The following is a 24,653-nucleotide window of genomic DNA, read 5'->3' as shown; positions in this document are numbered from 1 at the left end:
GGAAGGGAGGCGGCGGGCCGTCCCTTGCCCGCCGCCTCCTGGTCTGTCACGGCCGCGCCCCTGGGGGCGCGTGCCTCAGCCGCGCGTCAGATGCGCAACAGCCGTTCCGTGACCTCGCGGTAGCTCTGGAGAGCGAGCCGGAGGTCCTCGGTGTCCTTGCCGCCGTCCTTGTCCTGACCGGTGGTGTCCCAGTCGGCGCGGAGGGAACGGGGGCGCTCGGCGAGCACCTTGCTCAGCCGCTCGGCGGTCTCCTCCAGCACGCCCGCGGCCTCCTCGACGGAGCGCCTGGGCCCGTCGACGAAGGAGCTGAGCGCGTCCTGGAGACGCTGGTTCAGCTTGTCGCTCTCGTCCTGCGGGAAGAACCGGGCCTTGGTGTGGTCGGCCTTGCCGGAGGTGGGGGCCTTGCCGGTGTCGGTGGCGGTGGTGCCGGCGGACGGGCGGGTGGCGGTGCCGGTCGCCGTACGGTCCGTGCCGGCCGTCGTACGGTCCGTGGCGTCCCTGTCGGTGTCCGCGGTGGTGCCGCGGGACGGGGTCTCCGGCGTACGGACGGAGCGCTTCACCTCGCGGCTGTCCCGCACCTCGGGGGTGGCGGGAGGCCCGGTCGGCCGGTCCGCGGCGGTGGTGCCGGTGGTGCCGGTGGTGCCCGTGTCGGTCGCGGTCGTACGGTCCGGTGTGCTCGTACGGTCCGCGGTGTTCGCCCTGTCGGCGCCGCGCGTGCCGTTCGCGCTGTTCATGCCGTCGTTGTTGTCGGTCTTGTTGTCGGTCTTATCGGTGGTGTTCGGGTCGTACGTCATCACGCACCACTCCCTTTGGGTCGCAGTGAAAGGTTCCGGTTCCGGCCGGCGCTCCCGTGGCGGACGCCACCGTTCTCGTCGGGACGGGCCAGGATCAGCTGTTCGAAGAGCCGGCGCGCGCCGACCATGGCCTCGCGCAGCTCTTCCGTGCTCGCGCCGCTCCCGGCGTCGGAGGCCGCGTGGTGGACCGTCCGGTAGCCGTCCACCTCGTGCGCGTGGTGGACGGAGAGGGCGTCGAGCTGGTCGTCGTACGCCGTGTCGGGGTAGCCGCGCTCCGCCGCGAGCCGGGCCAACAGTTGGTCGGCCTGGGCGACGGCCTCCTGGGGTGCGTCGACAAAACGCTCCTGGAGTCCGGCCCAGGCGGCCACGTACTGCTCGCGCTGCTCGGCGGAGAGGGGCTGGGTCCGCAGGTCGCCGTGGCGGCTGACCCGCTCGGCCAGCTCGTGCTCGGCGGCCTTGGTGTCACCGTCGTGCCGCGCCACGGCGCGGTCGTACTCCGGGCCGAACCGGCGCTTGAGCCCGCCCCGCCCGTTTCCCTTGCCGGGTCCGGCGTACAGGACGGCGCCGACAATGATCACGAAGACCACGATCAGACCGATGACGATCAGGACTGTGGACATGGTTGCCTTCCTGTTTCTCTACTCGTCCCGGCTCGTAAGCTCGTAAGTAAGTGCTTCTGGCATTCGGGTTGCCCGTAATCCGTTGGCCAAACAGTCCGGGCCGCCGATAGGGAAAGGACCATGAACTGGTCCGTACGTCCCGAGTCGTTCGCCACCCCGGAGGCGACGCGCCTGCGCCGCGCCTACTACGCCGAGGTGGCGAGCCGTTACTGGCACCGGCCGGCGACGGAGGCGGAGACCGACGCGGGGCTCGCGGACGACCCGCCGGACGGGCTCGTACCGCCGACCGGGGAGTTCGTGGTGGGGAGATACGGCGGCGAGGCGGCGGCGTGCGGCGGGCTGCGGCTGCTCGCGCGGGAGTTCGAAGGGCCGGCCGACCTCCCGACGACCGGCCTCCTGACGGCCGAACTGACGCGCGTGTACGTCACCCCCGCCGCACGCGGCACCGGCGGTGGCGGCGCGCTGCTCGCGGCCCTGGAGGCCGCCGCGCGGCGGCTCGGGGCGCGGCGGATCGTGCTCGACACCCGGCTCGACCTGGTGGAGGCGCGGGGGCTGTACGGGAAGCACGGGTACGGGGAGATCCCGGCGTACGGGGAGCCGGGCCCGTACAGCGAGATCTGGTACGGCAAGCAGTTGACGGACTGACCCGGCAACACCCCCCACCGGCCGCTCCGTTCAGGCGGCGTGATCCCTCGGCGCGTCCGGGCCGCGCGGGCGTTCGCCGTCGGAGCCGCACAGTTCCGCCGTGAGTTCCCGTACCAACTGCACGAGGTCTGTTGGCCGTTCGGGGGTCCACCAGTCCCCCAGCAGTTCCGCCAGGGACTCCGAGCGGGCGTCCGCGAGCACCTCGCCCGCGTCAACTCCCCGGGCGGTGAGCGTCAGTTGGATCCCCTCGCGGCGGACGAGCGCGCGTTCCTCCAGCTGGCGGGCGGCGTCGGTGATGACCGTGACCGGGAGGGGGACGGAGTCGGCGAGCAGGCCGGGCTCGACCGCGCCCTGGCGCCGGATCCGCAGCAGCAGCCAACTCGCCGCGGGGAGCAGGTCGTAGCCCGCTTTCGCGGTGATGTCCTCGTAGATCCGGCGGCGGCCCTCGCGCGTCCCGAGGACGGACAGGGCGCGGGCGACCTCGTCGTGGGAGGAGCGTTCTACGGGGTTGGCGGCCAGGGTCTGGCTGGCCTCCGGCGCGGTCACCGAGCCGCGCAGCTTGTCCTCCTTGAGGAACCACGCGACGACGAAGGCGACCAGGACGACCGGCACGGCGTACAGGAAGACGTCGGTGATGGAGGAGGCGTACGCGTGCAGGACGTCGGGGCGCAGGGCGGCGGGCAGCCGGGTGACGGCGCGCGGGTCCTCGGCGAGGCTGTCGGGGCTGACGCCGGGGGGCAGCGGGCGGCGGGCGAGGGTGTCGGCGAGCTTGCTGTGGAGGAGGTTGCTGAAGATCGTGCCGAAGATGGCGACGCCGAAGGAGGAGCCGATGGACCGGAAGAAGGTGGCGCCGGAGGTGGCGACGCCGAGGTCCTGGTAGCTGACGGAGTTCTGCACGACCACGATGAGGACCTGCATGACCATGCCGAGGCCCGCGCCGAAGACGAAGAAGTAGGCGCTCATCTCCCAGGTGCCGCTGGTCTCCTTGAGCTGGTGGAGCAGGAGGAGCCCGACGGCGGTGACGCCGGTGCCGAGGATCGGGAAGACCTTCCAGCGGCCGGTACGGCTGACGATCTGGCCGGATCCGGTGGAGGTGATGAGCAGCCCGGCGACGAGCGGCAGCATGTGCACGCCGGAGAGGGTGGGGGTGACGCCCTGCACGACCTGGAGGAACGTGGGGAGGAAGGTCAGCGCGCCGAACATGGCGAAGCCGACGACGAAGCTGATGACCGCGACGAGCGTGAAGGTCCTGATGCGGAAGAGGCGCAGCGGCAGGACGGGCTCGGCGGCGCGGCGCTCGACGCGGAGGAAGACGGCGAGCAGGACGAGGCCGACGGCGGCGAGCGTGATGATCTGCGGGGAGCCCCAGGGCCAGGTGGAGCCGCCGAGTGAGGCGACGAGGACGAGGCTGGTGGCGACGGAGGCGATGAGGAGCGTGCCGAGGTAGTCGATCGTGTGCTTGGTCCGGCGTACGGGGATGTGCAGGACGGCGGAGATGACGAGCAGCGCGACGATCCCGATCGGGAGGTTGATGTAGAAGACCCAGCGCCAGCTGAGGTGCTGGGTGAAGAACCCGCCGAGGAGGGGGCCGAGGACGCTGGTCGTACCGAAGACGGCGCCGAAGAGGCCCTGGTACTTGCCGCGTTCGCGCGGCGAGACGATGTCGCCGACGATCGCCATGGAGAGCACGATCAGCCCGCCGCCGCCGAGGCCCTGGAGGGCGCGGAAGGCGATGAGCTGAGGCAGGTTCTGGGAGATCCCGCACAGGACGGACCCGACAAGAAAGATGACGATGGCGGTCTGGAAGAGCTTCTTGCGGCCGTACTGGTCGCCGAGCTTGCCCCAGAGGGGGGTGGCGGCGGTGGAGGCGAGCAGGTAGGCGGTGACGACCCAGGAGAGGTGGTCGAGGCCGCCGAGCTCGCTGACGATGGTGGGGAGGGCGGTGGAGACGATGGTCTGGTCGAGCGCGGCGAGGAGGAGGCCCATGAGGAGGGCGCTGATGGCGGCGAGTACGGTACGCGGGCTCTGCCCCTCGCCGGGCACGGGACTCGCGACCCGCTCCCCCGCGTCCTGAGCTGCCATGCGCCGCCTCCTCCGCTTCCCCCGCACCACCCGGCCCCCCGCCGGCCCTCCCCACCCCTCGCGCCTCTCCCACCCATCCTGCCCATCTTGACCGCTGCGTCCCGTTATGCCCCGCCGAACCCCCGTCAGGTCACCCGGCCGCCGACACGGCCCGGGGAGGGGGCCTGCATAATCGCCGGTTCAAGGGGAGGGGATCCACTTTGAACAACAAACGGAACGGTTACGGGCCGGGGCCCGGCGTTGCCGGACTCGGACCGGGACCGGGCGCGGCGTCGGCCGCCGGGCCCGGGGTCGAGCCGACCGCCGGGCCGGGGACGGACTCGGCCGCCGGGCCCGGCACGCGGCCAGGTGCGGCAGCGGAGGCCGGGTCAGGTGCCGGAGCGACCGGCGAGCCGGGTGTCGGTACGGCCCAGGGGCCGACCGTGGGGTCCACCGCCGGCGCCGGTGCGGAGCCGGCCGCGGAGACGAACGCGGCGCCGGGCGCGACGCCGGGCGCCGGGCCGGCGGCCGCCGGAGCGGAATCGGGGCTGGGCGCCGGGCCGGGCCCGGGGACGGGCGCAGGCGCGGAAGCGGGCGCCGGACCCGGAGCCGCACCCGATTCCGAACCCGAGGCGGGGCCGGGCGCGGAAGCGGGCGCCGGACCCGGCAGGGGAGTTGATGGCGGGCCCTGGGTCGGGGCGGGTGCGGTGGCACGGGAGAGTGGGGCCCACCGGGCGCACGCCGGTGGTGACGTCGCGGCTCGGGTCTGTCCTGAGTGTGGGACCGCCACCGCCGTCGGTGGCGGGCCCGGGTGTTTCTGTGCCGGGCGGGTCGCCCGGGCCCATCGGGCCGGGCGGAGCCAGGAGATCGCCGCCGCCGAGGTCTTCGACGAGCGGCGCGTTCGGCCGTACGTGTCCCTGCCTACCGGGAGCGACGAGACACGCGCGCCGTTTGTCACGGCCGGTCCGCTGCCTCCCCTGGCGGCGCCCGTACCGTACGGCGCCCCGCCGCGTCCCGCACCGCCGCGCGACATCCTCGCGCCACGTCGCCGGCGGCCCCTCAAGGCCGTGGTGCTGGGTGCGGCCGCCGTCGCCGTGGTCGGGACGGCGGCGTTCGCCGGGGGGTTGTTCTCCGCCGACGACGCCGACCCGGCGCACGTGGACGAGAGCCTCGCGGGCTCCCGGCCCACCGCGTCCGCCCCCGACGTCGCGTTGTCGGAACAGCCGAGCGAGACCCCGGCACCCTCCGCGTCCCCGGACGCGACGATCAGCGCAGGCTCCGTGCCCACAGCGTCCGCCTCGGAGTCGGCGAAGCTCTCCGCGCCGCCGAAGGCCGTACCGTCGGAGCGGCCTTCGGCCACCGCCTCCCCCACCGCCCGCCCGGCCGACGCGTCGCCCCGGACCTCCACGCCTCCCGCCGCCCTCACGGGCGGTGCGCTGCGTCTCGGCGACTCCGGCCCGGAGGTCGTCGAGCTCCAGCAGCGGCTGGCCGGGATACGGCTCTACCAGGGCGCCCCGGACGGCCAGTTCGACCAGCGCGTGCAGGTGGCGGTCGCGGCGTACCAGATCTACCGGAAGATCGGCGGCGACCCGCGCGGCGTCTACGGCCCGGACACGCGCCGGTCCCTGGAAGGCGAGGCAGGGGGGCAAGGCCAGGGAAACGGGCCCGGACGCGATCACCAGGGCCCCGGACGGCGCCACTGACCCAGTTTGTATGATGACTGAACAAAGCGGCTCCGCCCGTACTCCCTGACCGGCGGTCGGAGCCGCTTGCCTCTTCTCCCGTCCCTGGAGCGCCCCGATGCCGGCCACCACCCCGCCCGCCGCGACCGTCCTGACGACCCGTGGCCTCCTCCTGGACATGGACGGCACCCTCGTCAACTCCGACGCCGTGGTGGAGCGCTGGTGGCGGCGCTGGGCGGTCGGGCACGGCCTGGACCCGGACGAGGCCCTCAAGGTCGTCCACGGACGCCAGGGGCACGCCTCCATGGCCGTCCTGCTCCCGGACCGCCCGGTGGAACAGAACCTCGCCGACAACCGCGTGATGCTCGCCCAGGAGACCGCCGACACGGACGGCGTGGTCCCCGTCCCCGGCGCCCCCGCCTTCATGGCGTCCCTCGCCGGCCTGCCCCACGCGCTGGTCACCTCGGCGGACGAGACCCTGGCCACGACCCGTATGAAGGCCGCCGCCCTCCCCCTCCCCGCCCTCCGCGTCACGGCGGAGTCGGTCACCTCCAGCAAGCCCCACCCGGAGGGCTTCCTCAAGGGCGCGGCGGCCCTCGGCCTGGCCCCGGCGGACTGCATGGCGTTCGAGGACTCGGAAGCGGGCATCACGGCGGCCCTCGCGGCGGGCACGCGCGTGGTCGGCATCGGCCCCCGCGCCCTGCCCCACTCCCCCACGGTCCACGCGGAAGACCTCACCCACGTCCGCGTGGAAGCACTCCGGGACGGCGGGATCCGCCTCCACATCACGGCCTGACGGTACGGAGGGCACGGGGCCTCACCGGCGAACTCACGGCCCGCCGCCCGACGGTGACCGGCACGCACCGCCCCCGCGCGGGCCCCCTCCCCGTGGCGCCCCGCGCCCCCTCACGCCCCCCACCACACGCAACAACCCCCACACCACCCCGAATCAACGCGCGTCCACCTCTTGATATGACGTGCACATGTCGTCACGCTGTTACCTGACGCCCACCCCCACGAAACCCGCCACCGCAACGATGGCGGGCGGTCGTCGTACAGCTCTCTCCACACCCCCACCACAAGGGAGTTCGCATGTCTGGTGTCTACGCGCGTGGAATTCGCCGCACCGCCGTCCTCGCCGTCTCCGCCGCCCTCGCCGCGGCCGCCACCCTGCTCACCGCACCCACCGCCCAGGCCGCGCTCCCCACGCCGGTCAGCGCCGCCACCGCCCGTACGTACCTCACGCAGTTGACGGTGAAGGCGGAAGGTTCCTCCAGCGGTTACAGCCGCGACCTGTTCCCGCACTGGATCACCCAGTCCGGCGCCTGCAACACCCGCGAGGTCGTGCTCAAGCGCGACGGTACGAACGTCGTCCAGGACTCCAGCTGCGCCGCCACCAGCGGCCGGTGGTTCTCGGTGTACGACGGCGCCACCTGGTCGGCCGCCGCCGACGTGGACATCGACCACATGGTGCCGCTCGCCGAGGCCTGGCGTTCCGGCGCGAGCAGCTGGACCACCTCCCAGCGGCAGTCCTTCGCCAACGACCTGACGCGGCCGCAGCTCATCGCGGTCACGGACAACGTCAACCAGGCCAAGGGCGACCAGGACCCGGCCACCTGGCTGCCGTCCGTCACCTCGTACCGCTGCACGTACGTCCGCGCCTGGGTGCAGGTGAAGTACTACTGGAAGCTGTCGGTCGACTCGGCGGAGAAGAGCGCGCTCCAGTCGATCCTGAACGGCTGCTGACCGACGGCGAACGGGCCACGAACAGGCCACGGACCGGAGAACGTTTCCCGATCCGCGCCCCGATCCGCGTCCTGATCACCCGCCCCACTCGCCACGTCCCTCCGTCGTTCCGTACCGTACGGAACGACGGAGGAGGGCATACATGACCGGGCTGCGCCTGGGACCACTGCTGCGGTACGTCGACTGGGACGGCCGCGGCACCGCGACCGTCTGGGTCGAGACCGACCGGCCGTGCACCGCCGAAGTGCGGTGCGAGGACGGGGCGTACGGCACCTCCCGTACGTTCACCGTCGCCGGCCACCACTACGCCCTGATCCCGGTGACCGGGCTGACCCCCGGCACCGCCACCCCCTACGAGGTGGTGCTCGACGACCACCGCGTCTGGCCGCCCGAGGAGTCCCGCTTCCCGCCGAGTGTGATCCGCAGCCCCGCCGCGGACGCCACCGACCTGCGGGTCTCCTTCGGCTCCTGCCGCTGGGCGTCCCCGCCGCACGGCGAGCCCGACCCGGTCGGCCCCGACGCCCTCGACACCCTCGCGCTGCGCATCGCCGCCGAGACCACCGCGACCGGCGAGACCCTCGCGACGGGCCCGGACAGCCGTGGGCGGGAACGCCCCGACGTCCTCCTCCTCATAGGGGACCAGGTCTACGCGGACGAGACCTCGAAGGCGACCCAGAGCTGGCTGGCCAAACGCCGTGACCTGAGCGAGCCGCCCGGCGAACAGGTCGCCGACTACCAGGAGTACAGCCATCTGTACGACGAGTCCTGGGGCGACCCCGACGTCCGCTGGCTCCTCTCCACCGTCCCCAGCTGTATGATCTTCGACGACCACGACCTGATCGACGACTGGAACACCAGCGACGCCTGGGTCGCCGACATGCGCGAGAAGCCCTGGTGGCAGGAGCGCGTCCTCAGCGGGCTGATGTCGTACTGGGTCTACCAGCACCTCGGCAACCTCTCCCCCGCCGAACTGGAGACGGACGAGGTGTACGCGGAGGTCCGCGCCGCGTCCGACGGTACGGACCGGCTCCGGGAGTTCGCCTCCGAGGCAGACCGCGATCCGGCGGGGGTGCGCTGGAGCTACCGGCGCGACTTCGGCCGTACACGGCTGGTCATGGTCGACTCCCGGGCCGCGCGTGTCCTGGAGGAGAGCGAGCGCGCGATGCTCGACGAGGGCGAGGAGCGGTGGGTCCGCGAACAGGTCCTCGACGGGCAGGGACCGCCCGACGAGCGGGGATCGTACGACCATCTCCTCGTCGGTACGTCCCTGCCCTGGCTGCTCCCGCCCTTCATCCACGACGTCGAGTCCTGGGACTCCGCCCTCTGCGGCGGTGAACGCGGGCCGCGCTGGGCGCGGTTCGGCGAATGGCTGCGCCGGGCGGCCGACCTGGAGCACTGGGCGGCCTTCCCCAAGTCGTTCGAGAAACTGACCGCGTTGATCGCGGAGGCCGGCCGCGGACCGGGAGCGCCGGCGACGGTATGTGTGCTGTCGGGCGACGTGCACCACGCGTACATCGCGGAACCGCGTTGGACGGACGCCTCGGGCGGACCGGACGCGCGTGTCCTCCAGTTGACCTGTTCGCCGGTGCACAACTCCATCCCCGCGTCGATGAAGATCGGTTTCCGGTTCGGCTGGAGCGGGCTCGGGCGGGGGCTGGGCCGCGCGCTCAAGCGGCACGGCCGGGTGGGCCGTTCGTCGGTCGCGTGGCGCAGGACGGGCGGGCCCTGGTTCGGCAATCAGCTGATGACGCTGACGCTGCGTGGCCGGTCCGCCGATCTGAGGCTGGATCACGCGCTCGCGAAGGAGGGGGGCGCGGAGTTGGTGACCGTACAGGAGCGGTCCCTGACTCCGTGACCGTCTGACTCCCCGACGCAGAGGGCGGCCCGGGCAGTGAGCGACTGTCCGGCCGCCCGGGGCGCCGAATGGGTGATCCGCACAAACTCTTTCCCGAACCCCCTTGATTTCCTTGCCCCAACCCCTCCGTGATCCTTCCCACAGAGGGTGATCCCCCGCCCAAGGGTTCGACTCCCGGCGGACCAGCGGCATGATGAGCGGACGATCCGCTTCCAGTGGCGGCCTTCCCTTCCTCCACCCCCCATGTCCCGGGAGCCACAGCTTGTCCGATGTACGGCAGCCCCTGCCCCACTCCCTCGCCGTCGTCGGCGCCGGCCCCCGCGGCACCTCGGTTCTCGAAAGACTCTGCGCGTCCGTGCCCGAACTCGCCCCGGACGTCCCGCTGACGGTGCACGTGGTCGACCCGGAGCCGCCGGGTCCCGGCCGCGTCTGGCGCACCGACCAGCCCGCCGAGCTGCTGATGAACACGGTCGCCTCGCAGGTCACCGTGTTCACCGACCCGACCGTGGCGTGCGAGGGGCCGATACGGCCGGGCCCGAGTCTGTACGAGTGGGCCGTGGACCGGCCCGGCGAGCGCCTCGGCCCGGACGACTACCCGAGCCGGGCGTCGTACGGCCGCTATCTGGAGTGGGCGTTCCGGCGTACGGCCGACCACGCCCCGGAGAACGTGACGGTGGTGGTCCACCGGGCGCGGGCGATCCGTCTGGATGACGACCTCACGGATCTGACGGACGCGGCGGACGTGACCGACATGTCCGCTCCGGAGAACCCGGACGCGAACGACCCGGGCGGCCCAGGACGCCCCATCCTCCGCCGTCCCCGCTCCCGCCCCCGCCAGATCCTCACCCTCGACGACGGAACGACGCTCTCCGGGCTCTCCGCCGTGGTGCTCGCCCAAGGTCACCTACCGGTGATTTTCGGTCAGACCCAGGCTGTACTCGCGGAGTATGCGGAGCGTCACCGTCTGCGCTACGTCCCGCCCTCGAATCCCGCCGATGTCGACCTTTCCGGGATCGCTCCCGGCGAACCGGTCCTCCTGCGCGGGCTCGGCCTCAACTTCTTCGACCACATGGCGCTGCTGACGGCGGGCCGTGGCGGGATCTTTGCTCGTGACACCGAGGGGGTCCTCGTATACCACCCGTCGGGCCGCGAGCCCGAGTTGTACGCGGGATCGCGGCGCGGGATCCCGTACCAGGCGCGCGGGGACAACGCGAAGGGCCCCTCCGAGCGGCACCGCCCGCTGGTGCTGACGCCGGACGTGATCGCGGGGTTCCGCAAGCGCGCGGACGACGGCGACCGGCCGGACTTCCTGACGGAGATATGGCCGCTGGTCGCGAAGGAGGTGGAGGCGGTCTTCTACGCCACGGTCCTGGCCGCGGCCGCCGGCCCCTCCTCCCCCGCCCCCTTGTCCTCCTCCCTGTCCTCCACCCTGTCCTCCTCCCTGTCCTCCTTCCTGGACCGCTTCCTCGTGACGCCGCACGGCAGCCCGCAGGAGTCCGCCGTCCTGGACGACGCCGGGTTCGAGGCCGCCGCACGCTGGTCCTGGGACCGGATCTCCCGCCCGTACGGCGGCCGGGTCTTCCTCGATCCCGCCGATCACCGCGCCTGGTTGCTGACCCATCTGCGCCAGGACGCCGCCGAGGCCGCGCTCGGCAATGTCGCGGGCCCGGTCAAGGCGGCCCTGGACGTCCTGCGCGACCTGCGCAACGAACTGCGGCTGATCGTGGACCACGCCGGCCTGTCCGGTTCCTCCCGGCGCGACCATCTCGACCGCTGGTACACGCCGTTGAACGCGTTCCTCTCCATCGGGCCGCCCCGCCGCCGCATCGAGGAGATGACCGCCCTGATCGAGGCGGGCGTGCTCGACGTGATCGGGCCGCGGATGAACGTACGGGTGCAGGACGGGGTGTTCGTGGCCGAGTCCCCCGAGGTGCCGGGATCGGCCGTACGGGCCACGACCCTCGTGGAGGCCAGGCTGCCGGAACCGGATCTGCGGCGCGGCTGCGACCCGTTGCTCTCGCGACTGCTGAAGACGGGTCAGTGCCGGCCGCACACCGTCGGTGGTTACGAGACGGGTGGCCTGGATGTAACACGTCGCCCGTATCACCTGATCGACCGTCAGGGAGAGCCCCACCCGCGGAGGTTCGCGCTCGGCGTGCCGACCGAGGGAGTGCACTGGGTGACGGCCGCGGGCGCGCGGCCGGGTGTCGACTCCGTGATGCTCTCGGAGACCGACGCAGTGGCACGTGCCACCTTGGACATCCTGGTCAGAGGCGTGAAACAGGACGCGGCGCGAATTGATCGCCGCCCAAATGTTGAACTTGCAAGCATTGATTAGGGATACCTAACGTGAGGGAGCCTCATCGGTCCAGACCATTGATCGAAGGAGTACACCCCCCATGAATGCTCGCCTCAACCACGCACAGCCCTACGCGCTCGGACTGTTCCGGGTGGTCGTCGGACTCCTCTTCGCGTTCCACGGAGCGTCCTCGGTCTTCGGACTCTTCGGTAAGGACGCCACCTCGGCCGGTACGTGGCCGGGTTGGTACGCCGCCGTCATCGAACTGGTCGGCGGCGCGCTCATCCTGCTCGGCCTCGGGACCAGGACCGCCGCCTTCATCTCCTCGGGCTCGATGGCGTACGCGTACTTCACCGTGCACCAGCCGGAGGCGCTCCTCCCCATCCAGAACCAGGGCGAGGGCGCGGCCATATTCTGCTGGGCGTTCCTGCTGATCGTCTTCACCGGCCCGGGCGCCTTCGCCCTGGACCAGCTCTTCACCTCACGCGGGTCCGGCGGCGCGGGCCGCGGGTCCGGTGAGGAGCGGAAGGAACAGCCGGAGCCGGTGGCCGCCTGATCTCGTACCGCCCTGTCCCTTTCCTTGGCTTTCTCGGCTTTCCTCGGCTTTCCTTGGCTTTGACTGGCTTTCACTGGCTTTTGACGGCGCCCCGGCCTCCCTTGGCGGCCGGGGCGCCGTCAAGCCGTAAGGGCACGGCCCCGGGAAAGGCTGGAAATTCCCGGCACCCCGGCGCGTCGGCCCGTACCCTTCAGGCGTACGCTGTATGGCTGGCAAGCTGCTCCTGTCTGCACTCCTGCGACTACGCGGCGTTGTTCACAGGATCGGGCGGGGAGTCGGAAAAGTGTTGGACAGTTTGGGGTCGCTGACGGGCAGCCCGTGGATCTACGCCGTCGTGGCTCTTTCCGTGCTTCTGGACGTGTTTCTGCCCGTCCTGCCCAGCGGCGTGCTGGTGATCACCGCCGCGACGGCGGCGGCCGCCGGTACGAGCACGGTCGTCAACGCGGCCGACCAGGTGGCCCGCGTACCGCGCGAGGTGCCCTCGCTCCTCATCCTGATGTTCTGCGCGGCCGGCGCGTCCGTCCTCGGTGACCTGGCGGCCTTCCGGCTCGCGTGGCGCGGCGGCGACCGGCTGGACCGGGCCATCGCGCGCTCCCGCCGGCTGACCACCGCCCAGGCACGCCTCGGCGGCGCGCTCAGCGCGGGCGGCGGCGCCCTGGTCGTCATCGCGCGCTTCGCGCCGGCGGGCCGCTCGGTGGTGTCCCTCGGCGCGGGCGCGGCACACGGCAAGGTGAAGGAGTTCCTGCCCTGGTCGGCGCTGGCGGCGGTCGCGTGGACGGGGTACAGCGTGGGCCTCGGCTACTTCGGCGGCCAGTGGCTGGGCGCGAGCTGGGTGGGCGCGGCGCTGTCCGTCCTGGCGCTGTTCGCGGCGGGCTCCCTGGCGGCGTACCTCATGCGGCGCCCCGCGCAGGAGGCGGCGGAGGCAGGCCCGGCGAAGGCGGGCCTGGCGAAGGCGGGCCCGGCGGAAACCGCGCAAGGACCGGCCCAGGTGCGGCCCACGACGTCCGAGCCGGTACCGGCGTCCTAGGACGGGCGCGGGGTGCGGGCCCGGATCGCTCAGGCGTCCACGCCTTCCTTGACGGCGTCCACGGCGGCCTCGGTGTCCGCCCGCTTGGCGCCGCCCCGGACCTCGATGCCCTGGAGCAGCCTTGCCGTGGCCTCCGCGATCTCGTCGACGGCCCGCGCGAAGACCTCGCGGTTGTGGGCGGCGGGCTCACGGAAGCCGGACACCTTGCGTACGTACTGGAGGGCGGCGGCCCTGATGTCGTCCTCGGTGGCCTCTTCGGGGAGGACGGGCGGACGGAGGGTCTTGATGCTGCGGCACATGCTTCCAGTGTGCCGCGTTCGGCGGCCGGGCAGAACCTGGTCAGTCACAAAACTGAACTGATAAATTCGCCCGCATGACTCTCCTTGATCCAGTCGATCCGGTCGACGGCCCCGCTCCGGCCGATCCGGTTGATCTGTCCACCCTGACCGGACTCGAATTCCTCCGCCGGGCGCAGAAGCAGCCCGGCGACGTGCCGTCCATCGGGCGGCTGCTGGGAATGACGTTCGACGAGGTCGAGGAGGGACGGGTGGTCATGTCCCTCAGCACGCGCCCGGACTTCTCCAACCCGCTCGGCTCGGTGCACGGGGGTATCGCCGCGGCCCTGCTCGACTCGGTCGTGGGCTGCGCGGTGCACTCGACGCTGCCCGCCGGTGTCGGTTTCACGACGCTGGAGCTGAAGGTGAACTACATCCGTACGGTCGCCCTGGACGCGGGCCGGCTGACCGCGGAGGGCACCACGATCCACGTGGGCCGGCGCACCGCGACCGCGGAGGGCCGGGTCACGGACAAGCGCGGCAAGCTGGTCGCCCACGCGACGACGACCTGCCTCATCCTGCGCCCGTAGGGCGGGGCGCGCCAGGCCCGTGCCGGCGAGTCGTCAGGCCCGTACCGAAGGAGTCATCCGGCGCGGGTCGATGGCCTCGCCGCAGTTAGGGCAGGACAGTTCGGGCGCGATGGTGTGCCCGCAGGTCTCGTGACGCAGCCGTACGGGCGGGCCGTCGTCGCCCGCCATCCACCGGTCGCCCCAGGTGAGGAGCGAGACGATCACGGGATAGAGGCCGACGCCCTTCTCGGTCAGCCGGTACTCGTACCGCTCCGGCCGTTCCTGGTACCGCACCCGCCGCAGCACCCCGTGCTCCACGAGCGTGCCGAGCCGCTCCGTGAGCACCGGCCGCGAGGCGCCCGTACGGCTCCGGAAGTCCTCGAACCGCCGTACCCCCGCGAACGCGTCCCGCAGCACGAGCAGCGTCCAGCGGTCCCCCACCACGGACAACGCCCGGGCGATCGAACAGTCCACCTCGCCGATCTCGCTCCACCGCATCCCCCGAGTGTAGAAGGACTGCACGCGCGGTCGGCCGCTCGCGCACGGCCGGGATGTCACACTCCGGGGCGCCGGCGGCTCTCAGGGCGGGAACGGCGCGAAGAGGAGGCCACGATGCCCGACACGACCGGCACGACCGGCACGACCGGCAAAGAGACGGCGGAGAACACCGCCACCGTTCCCCCCACCCCGAGCACTCCCCCTACTCCCCACACCCCCACACAGGTGTTCACCGACCACCGCGAACTGCTCTTCTCCCTCGTCTACAACATGCTCGGCAGCGTGGCCGACACCGAGGACGTCCTCCAGGAGACCTGGCTCGCGTGGGCCGCCAGGAACGCGGCGGCGGACGCGGCGCCCGTGGACCACCCGAGGGCCTATCTCGTACGGATCGCGGTGAACGGGGCCGTGGCCCGCCGCGCGGCCATCACCCGGCGCCGTGAGACGTACGTGGGCTCCTGGCTGCCGGAACCGCTCGTCACCGCGCCCGCGGGCACCCTCGGTCCGGCGGCGGAGGCCGGGGACGCCGCCGAGGCGGCCGAGCGCGCCGAATCCGTCTCGCTGGCGATGATGGTGGTGCTGGAGACGCTCACCCCGCTGGAACGCGCGGTGTTCGTCCTGCACGAGGTGTTCGGCTACGCGCACACGGAGACCGCCGGCATCCTGGGCCGTACCCCCGCCGCCGTACGCCAACTCGCCCACCGCGCACGGGAACACGTCCACGCCCGGCGCCCCCGCTACCGCGCCGACCCGAAACTGCGGCAGCAGGTCACCGAACGTTTTGTGGCCGCGGCCTTCGGCGGCGACCTGGAGGCGCTGCTGCGCCTCCTCGCCCCGGACGTCACGCTCTGGAGCGACGGCGGAGGCAAGTCCAAGGCCGCGGGCCCCCGCCCGATCCACGGCAGCGACAACGTGGCGCGCCTGCTGGTCGCCCGCGCCACCCACGCGCCCAAGGACCTCAGCATCCGCTACCGGCGGGTCAACGGGGACCCGTCGGCGGTGCTCTTCAGCGGGGAGTCCCCGTTCGCGGTGCTGGTGGTGGACCTGACCCCGGAGGGCGACCGGGTGAGCGACATCTACAACATTACAAACCCAGACAAACTGACGACCCTGACCGACCGAACTCCTGAACAACCGAACTAGAAAGGAATGGCACCATTCCCAGAGATCCGCAGCCGCCCACTGCCGATGGCGGTGGTCGTGGCGACGACGACCCCCTCCTGCCCGTCGGGCAGCCGGATCGTCACGTCCCCGCTCTCCATGGCGGCGAGAAAACCCTCCGCCATCTCCCCGGTCTGCGCACTGCCGCCCCACTGCCTGACGTCACCGCTCCGACTGCCGCTCAACGTCGCGACGACCTCGATCGTGGAGTCCCCGGCGATGAGGGTCGCGGGCCCCTGATAGTTACTCATCCCCCCAGTGTGCGCCCCACCGCGCCCACGTCCCGCCACCGCACGCACAAAAGCCCCCCGGCCTGTTCGGCCGGGGAGCTTCCCACCGGTGGGCGCGGACGGGTTCGAACCGCCGACATCTGCTTTGTAAGAGCAGCGCTCTACCCCTGAGCTACGCACCCGTGGATGAGGCAACAGCGTACATGGACAAGGGGGCCGGGCCGCAAACCAGTAGGGGTGGGGGCGCGAAGCGGGTGGGGGGTGCGGGGGTTAGCCCCACCCCTAAGACGGTGGGCGGCCGGATCGGCTGGGGTGGGGTCGCGTTCGTACGGTGGGAGGGCCGGTGGGGCCTACGTACGAGTTACGCGATTTATTGGGGGACGATCACTGTGGACGTATTTCATGACCGCGCCAACCGCCGCGGCCGCAGCGGTGTGCGCGCGCTGCTCGCTCTCGGGGGTGCGGCGCTGCTCGCGCTCGCCGTCACCGGGTGCGGCAGTGGGTCGGACGCGTCCGACGCGCCCGTCGAGCACCGGTCGTTCGCCTTCTCCGGCAAGAAACTGACCATCGACGCGGGGAACTCGTCGGTCACGCTCGTCCCCGCCGACGTGAAGACCGTGGACGTGACCCGGCAGGTCGACGGCTGGGTGTTCATGGGGAGCGGGCCCGACGCCGAGTGGCGGATGTCGGGCGGCACGCTCACGCTCCGCGTGAAGTGCGACGCCGTCGCGAGTGACTGCGAGGGGCAGCACCGCGTGAAGGTGCCGCGCGGCGTGGCCGTGAGTGTCGAGGCGGACAGCGGCAAGGTCCTCGCGACCGGGTTCGACACCGCGCTGAGCCTGGTGGCGCGGAACGGGTCCGTGACCGTCAGGGATTCCAGCGGAACGCTCGACCTGGGGAGCGACAACGGCAAGATCGTCGCCGAGGACGTCAGCGCCAGGACCGTCAGCGCCAAGGCGGACAACGGGTCCATCCACCTCGCCCTCACCACCGTGCCCGACTCCGTGGACACCTCCAGCGACAACGGCAAGATCGTCATCGACCTGCCCAGGTCGAAGGCGTCGTACGCGGTGACGGCCGACAGCGACAACGGCAAGGCCGACGTCGACGTACCGACCGACAGGAACAGCACGCACGTGGTGAAGGCGCGCAGCGACAACGGACAAGTCACGGTCCGAAGCGCGAACTAACGGACCCGTGTGTTCGTCCTTACCTGGTGGGAGAATGGACCAGGGCAGGGCGAACTCGGCACGGGAGAGGGATGTGACGGCGACACACGCGCAGCCGCACGTAAGAGCGAAGGCGAGTGCCGTCCGTGATGTCCTCACGGTGCTGCTGCTGCCTGTGCCCCTGGCGATCGCGATCCTGCCGGGGGCGTTCGCCGGCGGGGGTACGCGGCGCTGGTTCGGGGGCCGCGGCGAGAGCCAGCGGGCCGACGCGCAGGCGGCGAAGGACGCCGCCGCGGCCGCTTTCTACGAGCTGGACACCGCCCAGCGCGATCTGCGGATCTCGATCGAGACGATCACGGCCGTGGACAGCTCGCCCAGCGCCCAGCGCGCCGTGAGCGACTTCACCGCCCTCGGGCACCGGATCGACGAGGTCAGCAGCGGCTACATCAGCGCGGTCGACGCCCACGACCTGGACCGGGACGACCTGGACCCGTCGAGCGTCGCCAAGGCGCGTACGGAGCTGACGAAGGCCAAGGACGAGCTGGACCGGGTCAAGGGCGACCTCGACCGGTTCGAACAGGGGCTCGGGCCCCTGCTGGACAAGGCCGAGACCCAGCTCGCCCGCCTCGCGCCCGCCGTGGAGCGGGCCCGGCAGGGGCTCCTGGCCGCCAGCGACGCGCTCGACGCCGTCCGGGCCTCGGGGCTGCGGGCGGACGACCTCGCCGCCCGGCTCGCCCAGCTCGGCCCCGAGCTGACGAAGCTGAACCAGGGCGCCGGGCAGCACGGCGTGACCGAGACCCTCCAGCGCGCGGACCGGGTGCTCCGGGACGCCGAGGCGGTACGGGCCGAGGCGGACCGCCTCCCCGAGCGGGCCAGGGAGATAGACCGCCGGCTGGTGTCGCTCCGTACCCGCGCCCAGGCGCTCACCACCCGCGCGGGCTCCGTGGAGCCGATCCTGAGCGAGCTGCGCCGCCGTTTCACCGCCGAGTGCTGGCAGGACCTCCAGCACGTGCCCGAGCACGCGGCCACCACCGTCCGCCAGGCCGAGGAGAAGCTCAAGGAGGCGGGCAAGGCGCGCGAGGACCAGCGGTGGCCGGACGCGACGGCCCTGCTCGGTACGGTCAGGGCGCTGCTGAACAGTACGGACGAGGCGGTCTCCGCGGCCGGTGACCGGTTGCAGCGGCTGAACGCCGTGTCGAAGGACCCGCAGCACGAGATCGACCGCACCCGGTTCGCGATCCGTGACGCGCAGCGGCTGGCGATGGCCGGCCGCAGCGTGCCGGAGCCGCGCCACGCCCGGCCGCTGGACGAGTCGGTGGCCCGGCTGGACCGGGCGGTGGCGGGCCTGGAGGGCCGGCATCCCGACTACTGGCACTTCCTGACCGAGACCGAGGCGGTACGGCAGTCGGTGGCGCATGTGGTGTCCGACATCCGCGAGGAGCGCGGGGCGGGGGCCTGACGGGCGCGAGCACCCGGACGCCGCCCGACTTGTGGGGAAGGTGGGGTGGGCGGATCGTGGAGGTGGAAGAGACACCGTCCTCTGGGGTACGTACGGCCTGAAGGAGATCTCCCATGACTCTCTCCTCGCTCCGGTCCCTGCGTTCGCACGCGCCTCCGAGATCCCGGCAGCCGAGGTCGAGGCCGCCCGGATCCCCACAGCCCGGGTCCGAACAGCCGAGGTCCGTACAGCCGACGTCCGAACAGCCGAGGTCCGGGCCCCCGAGGTCCGAACAGCCGAGGTCCGGGCCGCCCGAATCCCGGCAGCCCAGGACGGGGCCGCTCAAGACGGGGCCGCTCCGGTCCCGGCCACGGCGGCGCGTACGGATCGACGAGGCCCTCCCCCTGGATCACAAGCTCAACCAGGTCTACCGCGTCGGCGCCGGACTCATCGGCCTGGCGCTGCTGGTCTTCGGGATCCTCGGCCTCATCGACCAGATCGGCTTCTTCACCACGGGCAGCGACAGGGTCGCGGGCCTCAACACCAACGGCACGCTCAGCGTCATCTCCCTCTGCGTGGGTCTGATCCTCTTCGCGGGGATGGTGGTCGGCGGGAACGTCGCCTCGACCCTGAACGCGTTCTTCGGCGTGGTCTTCATCGGCAGCGGCTTCGTCAATCTCGCCCTGCTCGACAGCGGCCACAACTTCCTCGCGTTCCGCATGCAGAACGTGCTGTTCAGCTTTGTGGTCGGCATCTTGCTGATGTTCTTCGGGATGTACGGAAGAGTCAGCGGCGGCCTCCCCCACGACAACCCGTACTGGCGGGCCCGCCACCCGGAACAGGCCGAGCGTGAACAGCGCCGGCGGGCCAGGGGCGGCCGGAACCGGGTGGGCGTGGGTTGACACCGATACCCTGGGCGCATGCCTCGCTACGAGTACCGCTGCCGCTCCTGTGGGAACACCTTCGAACTCCGCCGGCCGATGTCCCAGTCCGCCGCCCCCGCGATGTGCCCCGCGGGGCACGACGACACCGTGAAGCTGCTCTCCACGGTGGCCGTCGGTGGAGCCGCCAAGGGCAGCGACGCCCCCGCGCCCTCGGCGGGCGGCGGAGGCGGCTGCTGCGGGGGCGGCTGCTGCGCCTGATGCCGTAGGGCGGGAGCCGGGAGCCGTACCAGCGCCGTACCACCTAAGGCGTGCCCGCTCGGCGCCCGCTCAGCCCGCCCGGTCCAGCACCGGCCGTGGCCCGGCCTCCGCCGCCGTGAGCAGGCGGCGGAGGATCTCCTCGCCCGCCGCCACCCCCGCCTGCGGAAGATTCTCGACGTGCGGGGCCGTCCAGCCGGAGTCGGCCAGTTCGCCGTGGCCCGGGCGCCAGCCGTGGTCGGCCGCCAGCAGCAGGTCCGCGTCGAGCAGCGAGTCCCCCGCCGCCAGGGTCAGTTCGGCCCCGGTACGGCGCGCCACCTCGCGCATAGCGGCGCTCTTGGTGAGCGGCCGCGGTACGGCGTAGATCTTGCGGCCCTGGAGGGACACCGACCAGCCGCGCGGCCCGGCCCACTCCGCCAGCGCCTTCACCCAGCCCTCCGGCAGCAGCGTCCGGTCCACGACGAGATAGGCGAACAGGTCTTCCGCGACACGCTCCTTGAGGAGCCAGGCGGGATCGGACACGGCGAGGAGATGCGCGCGCACCTCGGCCAGGGACGCGCACTCGTCGGCGAGCCGGCCCGCGACCCGCGCCTGCCAGTCGGGGTCGGACACCCCGTCGACCAAGAGATGCCCTCCGTTGGCGCAGATGGCGAACCTCGGTGCGGGTCCCGGCAGTTGGACCCGGCCGTACTGCTCGCGAGTACGGGTCGTGGTCGGTACGAACACGGTCGTACGGGCCAGTTGGTCCAGCAGCCCGGCGGCCGTCTCCGTCATGTACGACAGCGGCTTGCTCCCGTAGACCTCGACGCACAGCAGCCGGGGAGCCAGCGCGTCGGGCATCATGAGCTGGAGGGCCCCGGTCGAGTAGATCAGGGTCCTGTCGAGGTCGCTGGCGACCAACGTGGTCGCGTTGCCGGGCGAGTTCACCACGGGGGACGTCACCGGGGCGTTCACCGCGCCGCCACCGCCTTGCCGTCCGCACCCGTCGCGCCCCGCGTGAAGTGCGGGTGGATCAGACCGACACAGGTGTACGGCAGCCCCTCCACCTCCTCCACCGGCACCCCGCGCTGCTCGGCGAGCAGCCGGACATGGTGGAGGTCCGCCCCCGCGCCGGTCCTGGCCAGGATCTTCCAGGGAACGCGGCGCAGCAGCACCCGGGTTGTCTCCCCGACGCCAGGCTTCACCAGGTTCACGTCGTGGATGCCGTACTCCTCGCTGATGCGCTCGACGGCCGCCCAGCCCTCCCAGGTGGGGGCGCGGTCCGCCGAGAGCAGTTCCTTGACCTCCGCGTCCACGGCGGGCACGACCTCGTCGAAGCGGGCCGCGACGCTGTCCAGGAAGAACCCGGAGACGTCGGCGCCGGCGAGTTCGCGGTAGTACTTCGCGCCGTGGAAGTCGTCCGGGCCGACCAGGTCGGAGCGGAGGACCGTACGGGAAATCAGGCCGGAGACCGTCGAGTTGAGGCACGCGGAGGGGATGAGGAAGTCCTCCCGGGTGCCGTACGTCCGTACGCACCCGCCCGGGTCCGCGAGGACGGCGATCTCGGGGTCGAAGCCCTCGAACGCGCCCAGCGCGTCTACCAGTTCGCGCGTGATGGCGCCCTTGCCGGTCCAGCCGTCGACGAACACAACGTCGGCCGGGTCGTGGTGGGCGGCCAGCCAGCGGACGGCGTTGGCGTCGATGCCCCGGCCGCGCACGATGGACACCGCGTAGTGCGGCAGGTCCAGGCCGTGCCGGTGCTGGGCCCAGCGGCGCATCAGGACGCCGACGGGGGTGCCCGCGCGGGCCAGGGAGACCAGGACGGGGCGCGGCGAGCGCTCGGCGAGGACGGTCTCCGTCACCGTGCCGACGGCGCGGGCGATCCGGGCGGCCGAGGTCTCCAGGGCGGCCTTGAACAGCTCCTGGTACTGGTCGCTGGGCTGGTACTCGACGGGGAGGGACTCGGCGTAGTGCGCGCCACCGCTCTGTATCGCCTCCTCCCGCTCCTCCGTGGGGGCCTCCAACTCCACGTCGGACAGGTCCTGGAGGAGCCAGCCGACCTCGTCGGCCGCGTACGAGGAGAAGGCGGGGCCACGCAGGGGTTCGGGCAGCATGGGGCGTTCCTGCCGTTCGGGGTGGTTCACGGGTGGGGGGACGTACGGGGGCGGAGCGACGTACGCGGGCACGGGAAGGTACGTAGGGACCACGGCCAGCACCACACGCGGGACGTGCGCCGCGAGGCGGGCCAACAGGCCGCCGGGGCCGTGCAGTTCGGCGGAGTCGGCCAGGGAGTCGACCACCGCGACCACGGCGTCGAAGCCGCCGCCCGCGACGTTGTACGCGTACCGGTCGCCGCGCCCGTCGGCGCCCTCGCCTGCCTCGTTGGCCGGGAAGGCAGCGGTGTCGTGCGCGGGGAAGACCAGCCGGGTCCGTATCGCGTACCCGGGGTCGTCCACGGCCAGGACGGGCGAGCGGGTGGTCGTTGAATACCGCACCTCGGCGGGGGCGGGCAGGGTCCGCTCCAGCTCCTGGGCCAGCCGCAGCGGCACGTACATCAGCTCCTCGAAGCCCAGGACGAGCACGTTCCTGGCGCCGCCCAGCTCGGCGGCGAGGGTGGCCGCCATGCCGGGGAGGGCGGATTCCAGCCGGGCGCGGTGGGCGGGGGTGAAGCCGTGCCGGCCGCCGTCGGGCAGCCCTTCGGGCCAGCCGAGATCGACCCGGGTCACCGGGCGGCCCGGCGTACCGGCACCGGAGGCGGCGCGAGAGTCACCGGCGGCGGACCCGAGGGCCGCAGCCGCAGCCCGCACCTCCGCCTCGTGCTCCGCCACCAGCGCCTGCCCCTTCTCCAGCACGCCCTCCGGCAGCACCACCGTGCCCGAGGCGAGGGCTATCAGGTCGACCCGCGCCCCGATCTCCCCCGCGAACTCCGCCAGCCGCCCCTGGTCCGCCGCCGAGCGCATGTCGACCAGGGCCACGATCACGTACCAGGAGCGGGGATAGCGCTCGTGGAGGGCCCTGATGGTGTTCAGGACGGTGTTCCCGGTCGAGAACTCGTCGTCCACCAGCACCAGCGGACCGTCCCCGGCGAACGCCTCGGGGTCCTCCGGCAGCAGCAGGTGCGAGGTCGCGTGCGAATGCGACTCCTCGAAGCCGCCCGCCCGCGCGACACCCGGCACAGGACGTCGGGTGGAGTGCAGATACGGCGCGTCCCGCACCCCGTCCGCGACCGCGTGACCGAGACCGGTCGCGGTCTCCGCGTACCCGAGCACCAGCGCGCGGGCGACGTCGGGGCCGAGGAGCGTACGGACCCGCTCGCCGAGGGCGACACCCGTGCCGTATACGAGTCCGGGGTGCTGCGGCACGTGTTTGCCTAGGACGTTCGAGACAAGGAGGTGCGCCCGTTTGGGGTTGCGCCGCAGGGCCAGACCGAGCAGATCCCGCAGGTTCTCAGCGCCGGCGGGATCGTCCGCGACACCACCCGCGAGTTCGACTCCCAGCCGTTCGGCGACCCATGTACCCGACCACACCATTCCGGGGATCGCTTCCTTCCCTGTGGATTCCGGCCCTGTGGATTCCGGCCCTGTGGATTCCGGCGCTTCGCTCACTCCGCGAGGCCGGCGGTGAGCAGCTCCACGAAGCCGACGTCCTCGCGCGCGACACCGAAGACCTCGGCGCGCTGGAGGGTGCGTTCGGCCCACGCGCGGTGGGGCTTCACCTCGTTCATCTTGTTCGTGTACGCCGACCTCAGCACACCGCCCCCGCCCCGCTCGGGCCGCAGGATGTCCTGCGCGTCCGAGAACTCCTCGTGACTGACGACCGACAGCGCGTGCACGGGCAGGACGTGCGAGGGATGGATGCAGGTCTTGCCCTGGAGCCCGTTGGCCCGGTCCAGCTCGATCTCGCGCAGCAGCCCGTCCAGGTCGTGCTCGATCAGGGCCGTACGCAGCTCCTCGGCGCGCCCCTCCTGGAAGGGGCTGCGGCGCAGCTGGGGCTTGAACATGCGCTCCTGCGTCCTGAAGTACTCCCAGACGGGGCCGGTGACCGTGAAGCCCGTACCGTCCGCGCGGCCCAGGACGTTCACGACGTCCTCGATGATCCCGGCGACGATCCGTACGTCGTACGCCGTCATGTCGGGCGAGCGCCGGAGGCCGTACGCCGAGCAGAAGTCGGTGACGCCCAGGCGCAGTGCCAGGACCCGCTCGCGGTACTTGTCGACGACCCCCGCGATGCCGGTGAGCGTCTCGGTCCTGGTCTCCAGATGGAGCAGCTCGGGCGATTCGAGGACGGGCATGGCGAAGAGCCGGTGGCCGGTGCGCTCCTCGGTATCGGTGATCGCTTCCAGGAAGGGGGTGCCGCGTTCGGCGGTGAACTTGGGGAGTACAAATCCGGACAGCAGCCCGGCGGCGGGTCCGATCCGCGCCACGAGGTCCGGAATCTGCTCCGGTTCACGGACGCGGATGAAGAGCAGGGGCAGTTCGTCCCCGCGTGTGTCAAGATCGGCGAACTGCCGGACGAGGTTGTCCTCGCCGGCCTCGACCTCCGAGTCATCGATGGAATCTTCCAGGCAGAGCACCATGGAGACCACTCCGGAGCGGTGCTGTTTGATCACGTCGTCGGCGAGGCGCGGGCGCGTCGCCGGGCTGTAGAGCGTCGCCCCGAGGGCGGCCGACATGATGCGTGCCGGGGAGTCGGCGGTGAACTCGCACGGCTCCTGATGGAAGAGGCCCTCGCGGGCAGTGGGCGGGATATGCCCGAAATGACGCATGTGGATCCCCCGTACTGCCGGTGTGGCCGGTTGGACATGTGGCCGGTAATAGTACGTATGGACAGGTGTCAAGAGTTCCCCGTGTGCGTGAAATCCAGGTAACTCGTCCGCTTCGTGGCTGTGTCCTGGACATGGAGGGCGGCCC

Annotated in this window: 23 protein-coding genes and 1 tRNA gene; 14 read left to right on the top strand and 10 right to left on the bottom strand. The window is 72.1% G+C overall.

Annotation, left to right across the window (positions count from 1 at the left end; genetic code table 11):
- Positions 1-86 precede the first annotated feature (86 nt).
- Together OG349_RS25655 and OG349_RS25650 are read right to left on the bottom strand one after the other, a co-directional pair.
- Positions 87-794 (bottom strand): hypothetical protein, encoded by a 708-nt coding sequence (locus tag OG349_RS25655; protein ID WP_327236828.1) that lies wholly within the window; start codon positions 792-794, stop codon positions 87-89.
- The gene (locus OG349_RS25650) at positions 794-1,414 is read right to left on the bottom strand and encodes a hypothetical protein (protein WP_327236827.1); all 621 of its coding nucleotides are present in this window, start codon (positions 1,412-1,414) and stop codon (positions 794-796) included. Before OG349_RS25650 ends, OG349_RS25655 begins: the two co-directional genes overlap by 1 nt.
- Positions 1,415-1,534: 120 nt before the next feature.
- Here OG349_RS25650 and OG349_RS25645 point away from each other — a divergent pair, with 120 nt between their 5' ends.
- Positions 1,535-2,059, top strand: a complete 525-nt coding sequence (locus tag OG349_RS25645) for a GNAT family N-acetyltransferase (RefSeq protein ID WP_327236826.1) — start codon at positions 1,535-1,537, stop codon at positions 2,057-2,059.
- A 30-nt stretch (positions 2,060-2,089) separates the two neighbouring features.
- Here OG349_RS25645 and OG349_RS25640 read toward each other — a convergent pair whose 3' ends face one another.
- Positions 2,090-4,141, bottom strand: a complete 2,052-nt coding sequence (locus OG349_RS25640) for an MDR family MFS transporter (RefSeq protein ID WP_327236825.1) — start codon at positions 4,139-4,141, stop codon at positions 2,090-2,092.
- Positions 4,142-4,563: 422 nt separating this feature from the next.
- On the opposite strand from OG349_RS25640, the gene OG349_RS25635 reads away from it, so the two are divergent.
- The 7 genes from OG349_RS25635 to OG349_RS25605 all read left to right on the top strand — a co-directional run bounded on the left by OG349_RS25635 (position 4,564) and on the right by OG349_RS25605 (position 13,285).
- A complete protein-coding gene (locus OG349_RS25635) occupies positions 4,564-5,823 on the top strand; it encodes a peptidoglycan-binding protein (RefSeq protein ID WP_327236824.1) in 1,260 nt (419 codons plus the stop codon).
- 97 nt (positions 5,824-5,920) lie between these two features.
- The gene (locus OG349_RS25630; protein ID WP_327236823.1) at positions 5,921-6,598 is read left to right on the top strand and encodes an HAD-IA family hydrolase; all 678 of its coding nucleotides are present in this window, start codon (positions 5,921-5,923) and stop codon (positions 6,596-6,598) included.
- A gap of 296 nt (positions 6,599-6,894) precedes the next feature.
- A complete protein-coding gene (locus OG349_RS25625; RefSeq protein WP_327236822.1) occupies positions 6,895-7,548 on the top strand; it encodes an HNH endonuclease family protein in 654 nt (217 codons plus the stop codon).
- 142 nt (positions 7,549-7,690) lie between these two features.
- Positions 7,691-9,403, top strand: coding sequence for an alkaline phosphatase D family protein (locus OG349_RS25620; RefSeq protein WP_327236821.1), 1,713 nt, complete (start codon positions 7,691-7,693; stop codon positions 9,401-9,403).
- Between the two features lie 193 nt (positions 9,404-9,596).
- On the top strand, positions 9,597-11,741 hold the full coding sequence (locus OG349_RS25615; RefSeq protein WP_442806417.1) for an FAD/NAD(P)-binding protein: 2,145 nt from the start codon (positions 9,597-9,599) through the stop codon (positions 11,739-11,741).
- Positions 11,742-11,802: 61 nt separating this feature from the next.
- On the top strand, positions 11,803-12,258 hold the full coding sequence (locus tag OG349_RS25610) for a DoxX family protein (protein ID WP_327236819.1): 456 nt from the start codon (positions 11,803-11,805) through the stop codon (positions 12,256-12,258).
- Positions 12,259-12,541: 283 nt separating this feature from the next.
- Complete coding sequence (locus tag OG349_RS25605; protein ID WP_327236818.1) at positions 12,542-13,285, top strand: DedA family protein; 744 nt, start codon at positions 12,542-12,544, stop codon at positions 13,283-13,285.
- Positions 13,286-13,314: 29 nt separating this feature from the next.
- Here the strand turns inward: OG349_RS25605 and OG349_RS25600 are convergent, their stop codons facing one another.
- Positions 13,315-13,584 (bottom strand): DUF2277 domain-containing protein, encoded by a 270-nt coding sequence (locus OG349_RS25600; protein ID WP_327236817.1) that lies wholly within the window; start codon positions 13,582-13,584, stop codon positions 13,315-13,317.
- A gap of 74 nt (positions 13,585-13,658) precedes the next feature.
- Between OG349_RS25600 and OG349_RS25595 the strand changes: the two genes are divergently transcribed.
- Positions 13,659-14,150: a PaaI family thioesterase gene (locus OG349_RS25595; protein ID WP_327236816.1), complete on the top strand. Its 492-nt coding sequence runs from the start codon at positions 13,659-13,661 to the stop codon at positions 14,148-14,150.
- A gap of 33 nt (positions 14,151-14,183) precedes the next feature.
- On the opposite strand, the gene OG349_RS25590 is transcribed toward OG349_RS25595, so the two are convergent.
- Positions 14,184-14,627, bottom strand: coding sequence for a winged helix-turn-helix transcriptional regulator (locus OG349_RS25590; protein WP_327236815.1), 444 nt, complete (start codon positions 14,625-14,627; stop codon positions 14,184-14,186).
- Between the two features lie 114 nt (positions 14,628-14,741).
- Here OG349_RS25590 and sigJ point away from each other — a divergent pair, with 114 nt between their 5' ends.
- Positions 14,742-15,770 (top strand): RNA polymerase sigma factor SigJ, encoded by a 1,029-nt coding sequence (gene sigJ, locus OG349_RS25585; protein ID WP_327236814.1) that lies wholly within the window; start codon positions 14,742-14,744, stop codon positions 15,768-15,770.
- Here sigJ and OG349_RS25580 read toward each other — a convergent pair.
- On the bottom strand, positions 15,767-16,039 hold the full coding sequence (locus OG349_RS25580) for a DUF4873 domain-containing protein (RefSeq protein WP_327236813.1): 273 nt from the start codon (positions 16,037-16,039) through the stop codon (positions 15,767-15,769). The genes sigJ and OG349_RS25580 overlap by 4 nt on opposite strands.
- Before the next feature lie 89 nt (positions 16,040-16,128).
- Positions 16,129-16,200: transfer RNA gene (locus tag OG349_RS25575), tRNA-Val, on the bottom strand.
- Between the two features lie 207 nt (positions 16,201-16,407).
- Here OG349_RS25575 and OG349_RS25570 point away from each other — a divergent pair.
- The 4 genes from OG349_RS25570 (at position 16,408) to OG349_RS25555 (ending at position 19,767) form a co-directional block, all read left to right on the top strand.
- Positions 16,408-17,208, top strand: coding sequence for a DUF4097 family beta strand repeat-containing protein (locus OG349_RS25570; RefSeq protein ID WP_327236812.1), 801 nt, complete (start codon positions 16,408-16,410; stop codon positions 17,206-17,208).
- Positions 17,209-17,281: 73 nt separating this feature from the next.
- On the top strand, positions 17,282-18,646 hold the full coding sequence (locus OG349_RS25565; protein ID WP_327236811.1) for a hypothetical protein: 1,365 nt from the start codon (positions 17,282-17,284) through the stop codon (positions 18,644-18,646).
- Positions 18,647-19,011: 365 nt separating this feature from the next.
- Complete coding sequence (locus tag OG349_RS25560) at positions 19,012-19,527, top strand: DUF4383 domain-containing protein (RefSeq protein ID WP_327238722.1); 516 nt, start codon at positions 19,012-19,014, stop codon at positions 19,525-19,527.
- A gap of 18 nt (positions 19,528-19,545) precedes the next feature.
- On the top strand, positions 19,546-19,767 hold the full coding sequence (locus OG349_RS25555) for an FmdB family zinc ribbon protein (RefSeq protein WP_327236810.1): 222 nt from the start codon (positions 19,546-19,548) through the stop codon (positions 19,765-19,767).
- Between the two features lie 69 nt (positions 19,768-19,836).
- Here the strand turns inward: OG349_RS25555 and OG349_RS25550 are convergent, their stop codons facing one another.
- The 3 genes from OG349_RS25550 to OG349_RS25540 form a co-directional block, all read right to left on the bottom strand.
- Positions 19,837-20,607 carry an HAD family hydrolase gene (locus OG349_RS25550; RefSeq protein ID WP_442806416.1) on the bottom strand — a complete coding sequence of 257 codons (771 nt, stop codon included), beginning with the start codon at positions 20,605-20,607 and terminating at the stop codon, positions 19,837-19,839.
- 107 nt (positions 20,608-20,714) lie between these two features.
- The gene (locus OG349_RS25545) at positions 20,715-23,273 is read right to left on the bottom strand and encodes a phosphoribosyltransferase (RefSeq protein WP_327236808.1); all 2,559 of its coding nucleotides are present in this window, start codon (positions 23,271-23,273) and stop codon (positions 20,715-20,717) included.
- A gap of 71 nt (positions 23,274-23,344) precedes the next feature.
- Positions 23,345-24,508, bottom strand: a complete 1,164-nt coding sequence (locus OG349_RS25540; protein WP_327236807.1) for an HpcH/HpaI aldolase/citrate lyase family protein — start codon at positions 24,506-24,508, stop codon at positions 23,345-23,347.
- Between the last annotated feature and the right edge of the window lie 145 nt (positions 24,509-24,653).

The sequence above is a fragment of the Streptomyces sp. NBC_01317 genome (assembly GCF_035961655.1).
GTDB lineage: Bacteria > Actinomycetota > Actinomycetes > Streptomycetales > Streptomycetaceae > Streptomyces.
This window is presented reverse-complemented; position numbering and strand designations above follow the sequence as displayed.

Bases quoted from the DNA above. Each gene is read 5' to 3' on its own strand.
- OG349_RS25650 (WP_327236827.1), bottom strand. From the start codon at position 1,414: ATGTCCACAGTCCTGATCGTCATCGGTCTGATCGTGGTCTTCGTGATC.
- OG349_RS25555 (WP_327236810.1), top strand. From the start codon at position 19,546: ATGCCTCGCTACGAGTACCGCTGCCGCTCCTGTGGGAACACCTTCGAA.
- OG349_RS25615 (WP_442806417.1), top strand. From the start codon at position 9,597: ATGAGCGGACGATCCGCTTCCAGTGGCGGCCTTCCCTTCCTCCACCCC.
- OG349_RS25580 (WP_327236813.1), bottom strand. From the start codon at position 16,039: ATGAGTAACTATCAGGGGCCCGCGACCCTCATCGCCGGGGACTCCACG.
- OG349_RS25545 (WP_327236808.1), bottom strand. From the start codon at position 23,273: ATGGTGTGGTCGGGTACATGGGTCGCCGAACGGCTGGGAGTCGAACTC.
- OG349_RS25590 (WP_327236815.1), bottom strand. From the start codon at position 14,627: ATGCGGTGGAGCGAGATCGGCGAGGTGGACTGTTCGATCGCCCGGGCG.
- OG349_RS25610 (WP_327236819.1), top strand. From the start codon at position 11,803: ATGAATGCTCGCCTCAACCACGCACAGCCCTACGCGCTCGGACTGTTC.
- OG349_RS25645 (WP_327236826.1), top strand. From the start codon at position 1,535: ATGAACTGGTCCGTACGTCCCGAGTCGTTCGCCACCCCGGAGGCGACG.
- OG349_RS25630 (WP_327236823.1), top strand. From the start codon at position 5,921: ATGCCGGCCACCACCCCGCCCGCCGCGACCGTCCTGACGACCCGTGGC.
- OG349_RS25620 (WP_327236821.1), top strand. From the start codon at position 7,691: ATGACCGGGCTGCGCCTGGGACCACTGCTGCGGTACGTCGACTGGGAC.
- sigJ (WP_327236814.1), top strand. From the start codon at position 14,742: ATGCCCGACACGACCGGCACGACCGGCACGACCGGCAAAGAGACGGCG.
- OG349_RS25655 (WP_327236828.1), bottom strand. From the start codon at position 794: ATGACGTACGACCCGAACACCACCGATAAGACCGACAACAAGACCGAC.
- OG349_RS25595 (WP_327236816.1), top strand. From the start codon at position 13,659: ATGACTCTCCTTGATCCAGTCGATCCGGTCGACGGCCCCGCTCCGGCC.
- OG349_RS25625 (WP_327236822.1), top strand. From the start codon at position 6,895: ATGTCTGGTGTCTACGCGCGTGGAATTCGCCGCACCGCCGTCCTCGCC.
- OG349_RS25600 (WP_327236817.1), bottom strand. From the start codon at position 13,584: ATGTGCCGCAGCATCAAGACCCTCCGTCCGCCCGTCCTCCCCGAAGAG.
- OG349_RS25640 (WP_327236825.1), bottom strand. From the start codon at position 4,141: ATGGCAGCTCAGGACGCGGGGGAGCGGGTCGCGAGTCCCGTGCCCGGC.
- OG349_RS25540 (WP_327236807.1), bottom strand. From the start codon at position 24,508: ATGCGTCATTTCGGGCATATCCCGCCCACTGCCCGCGAGGGCCTCTTC.
- OG349_RS25550 (WP_442806416.1), bottom strand. From the start codon at position 20,607: ATGATGCCCGACGCGCTGGCTCCCCGGCTGCTGTGCGTCGAGGTCTAC.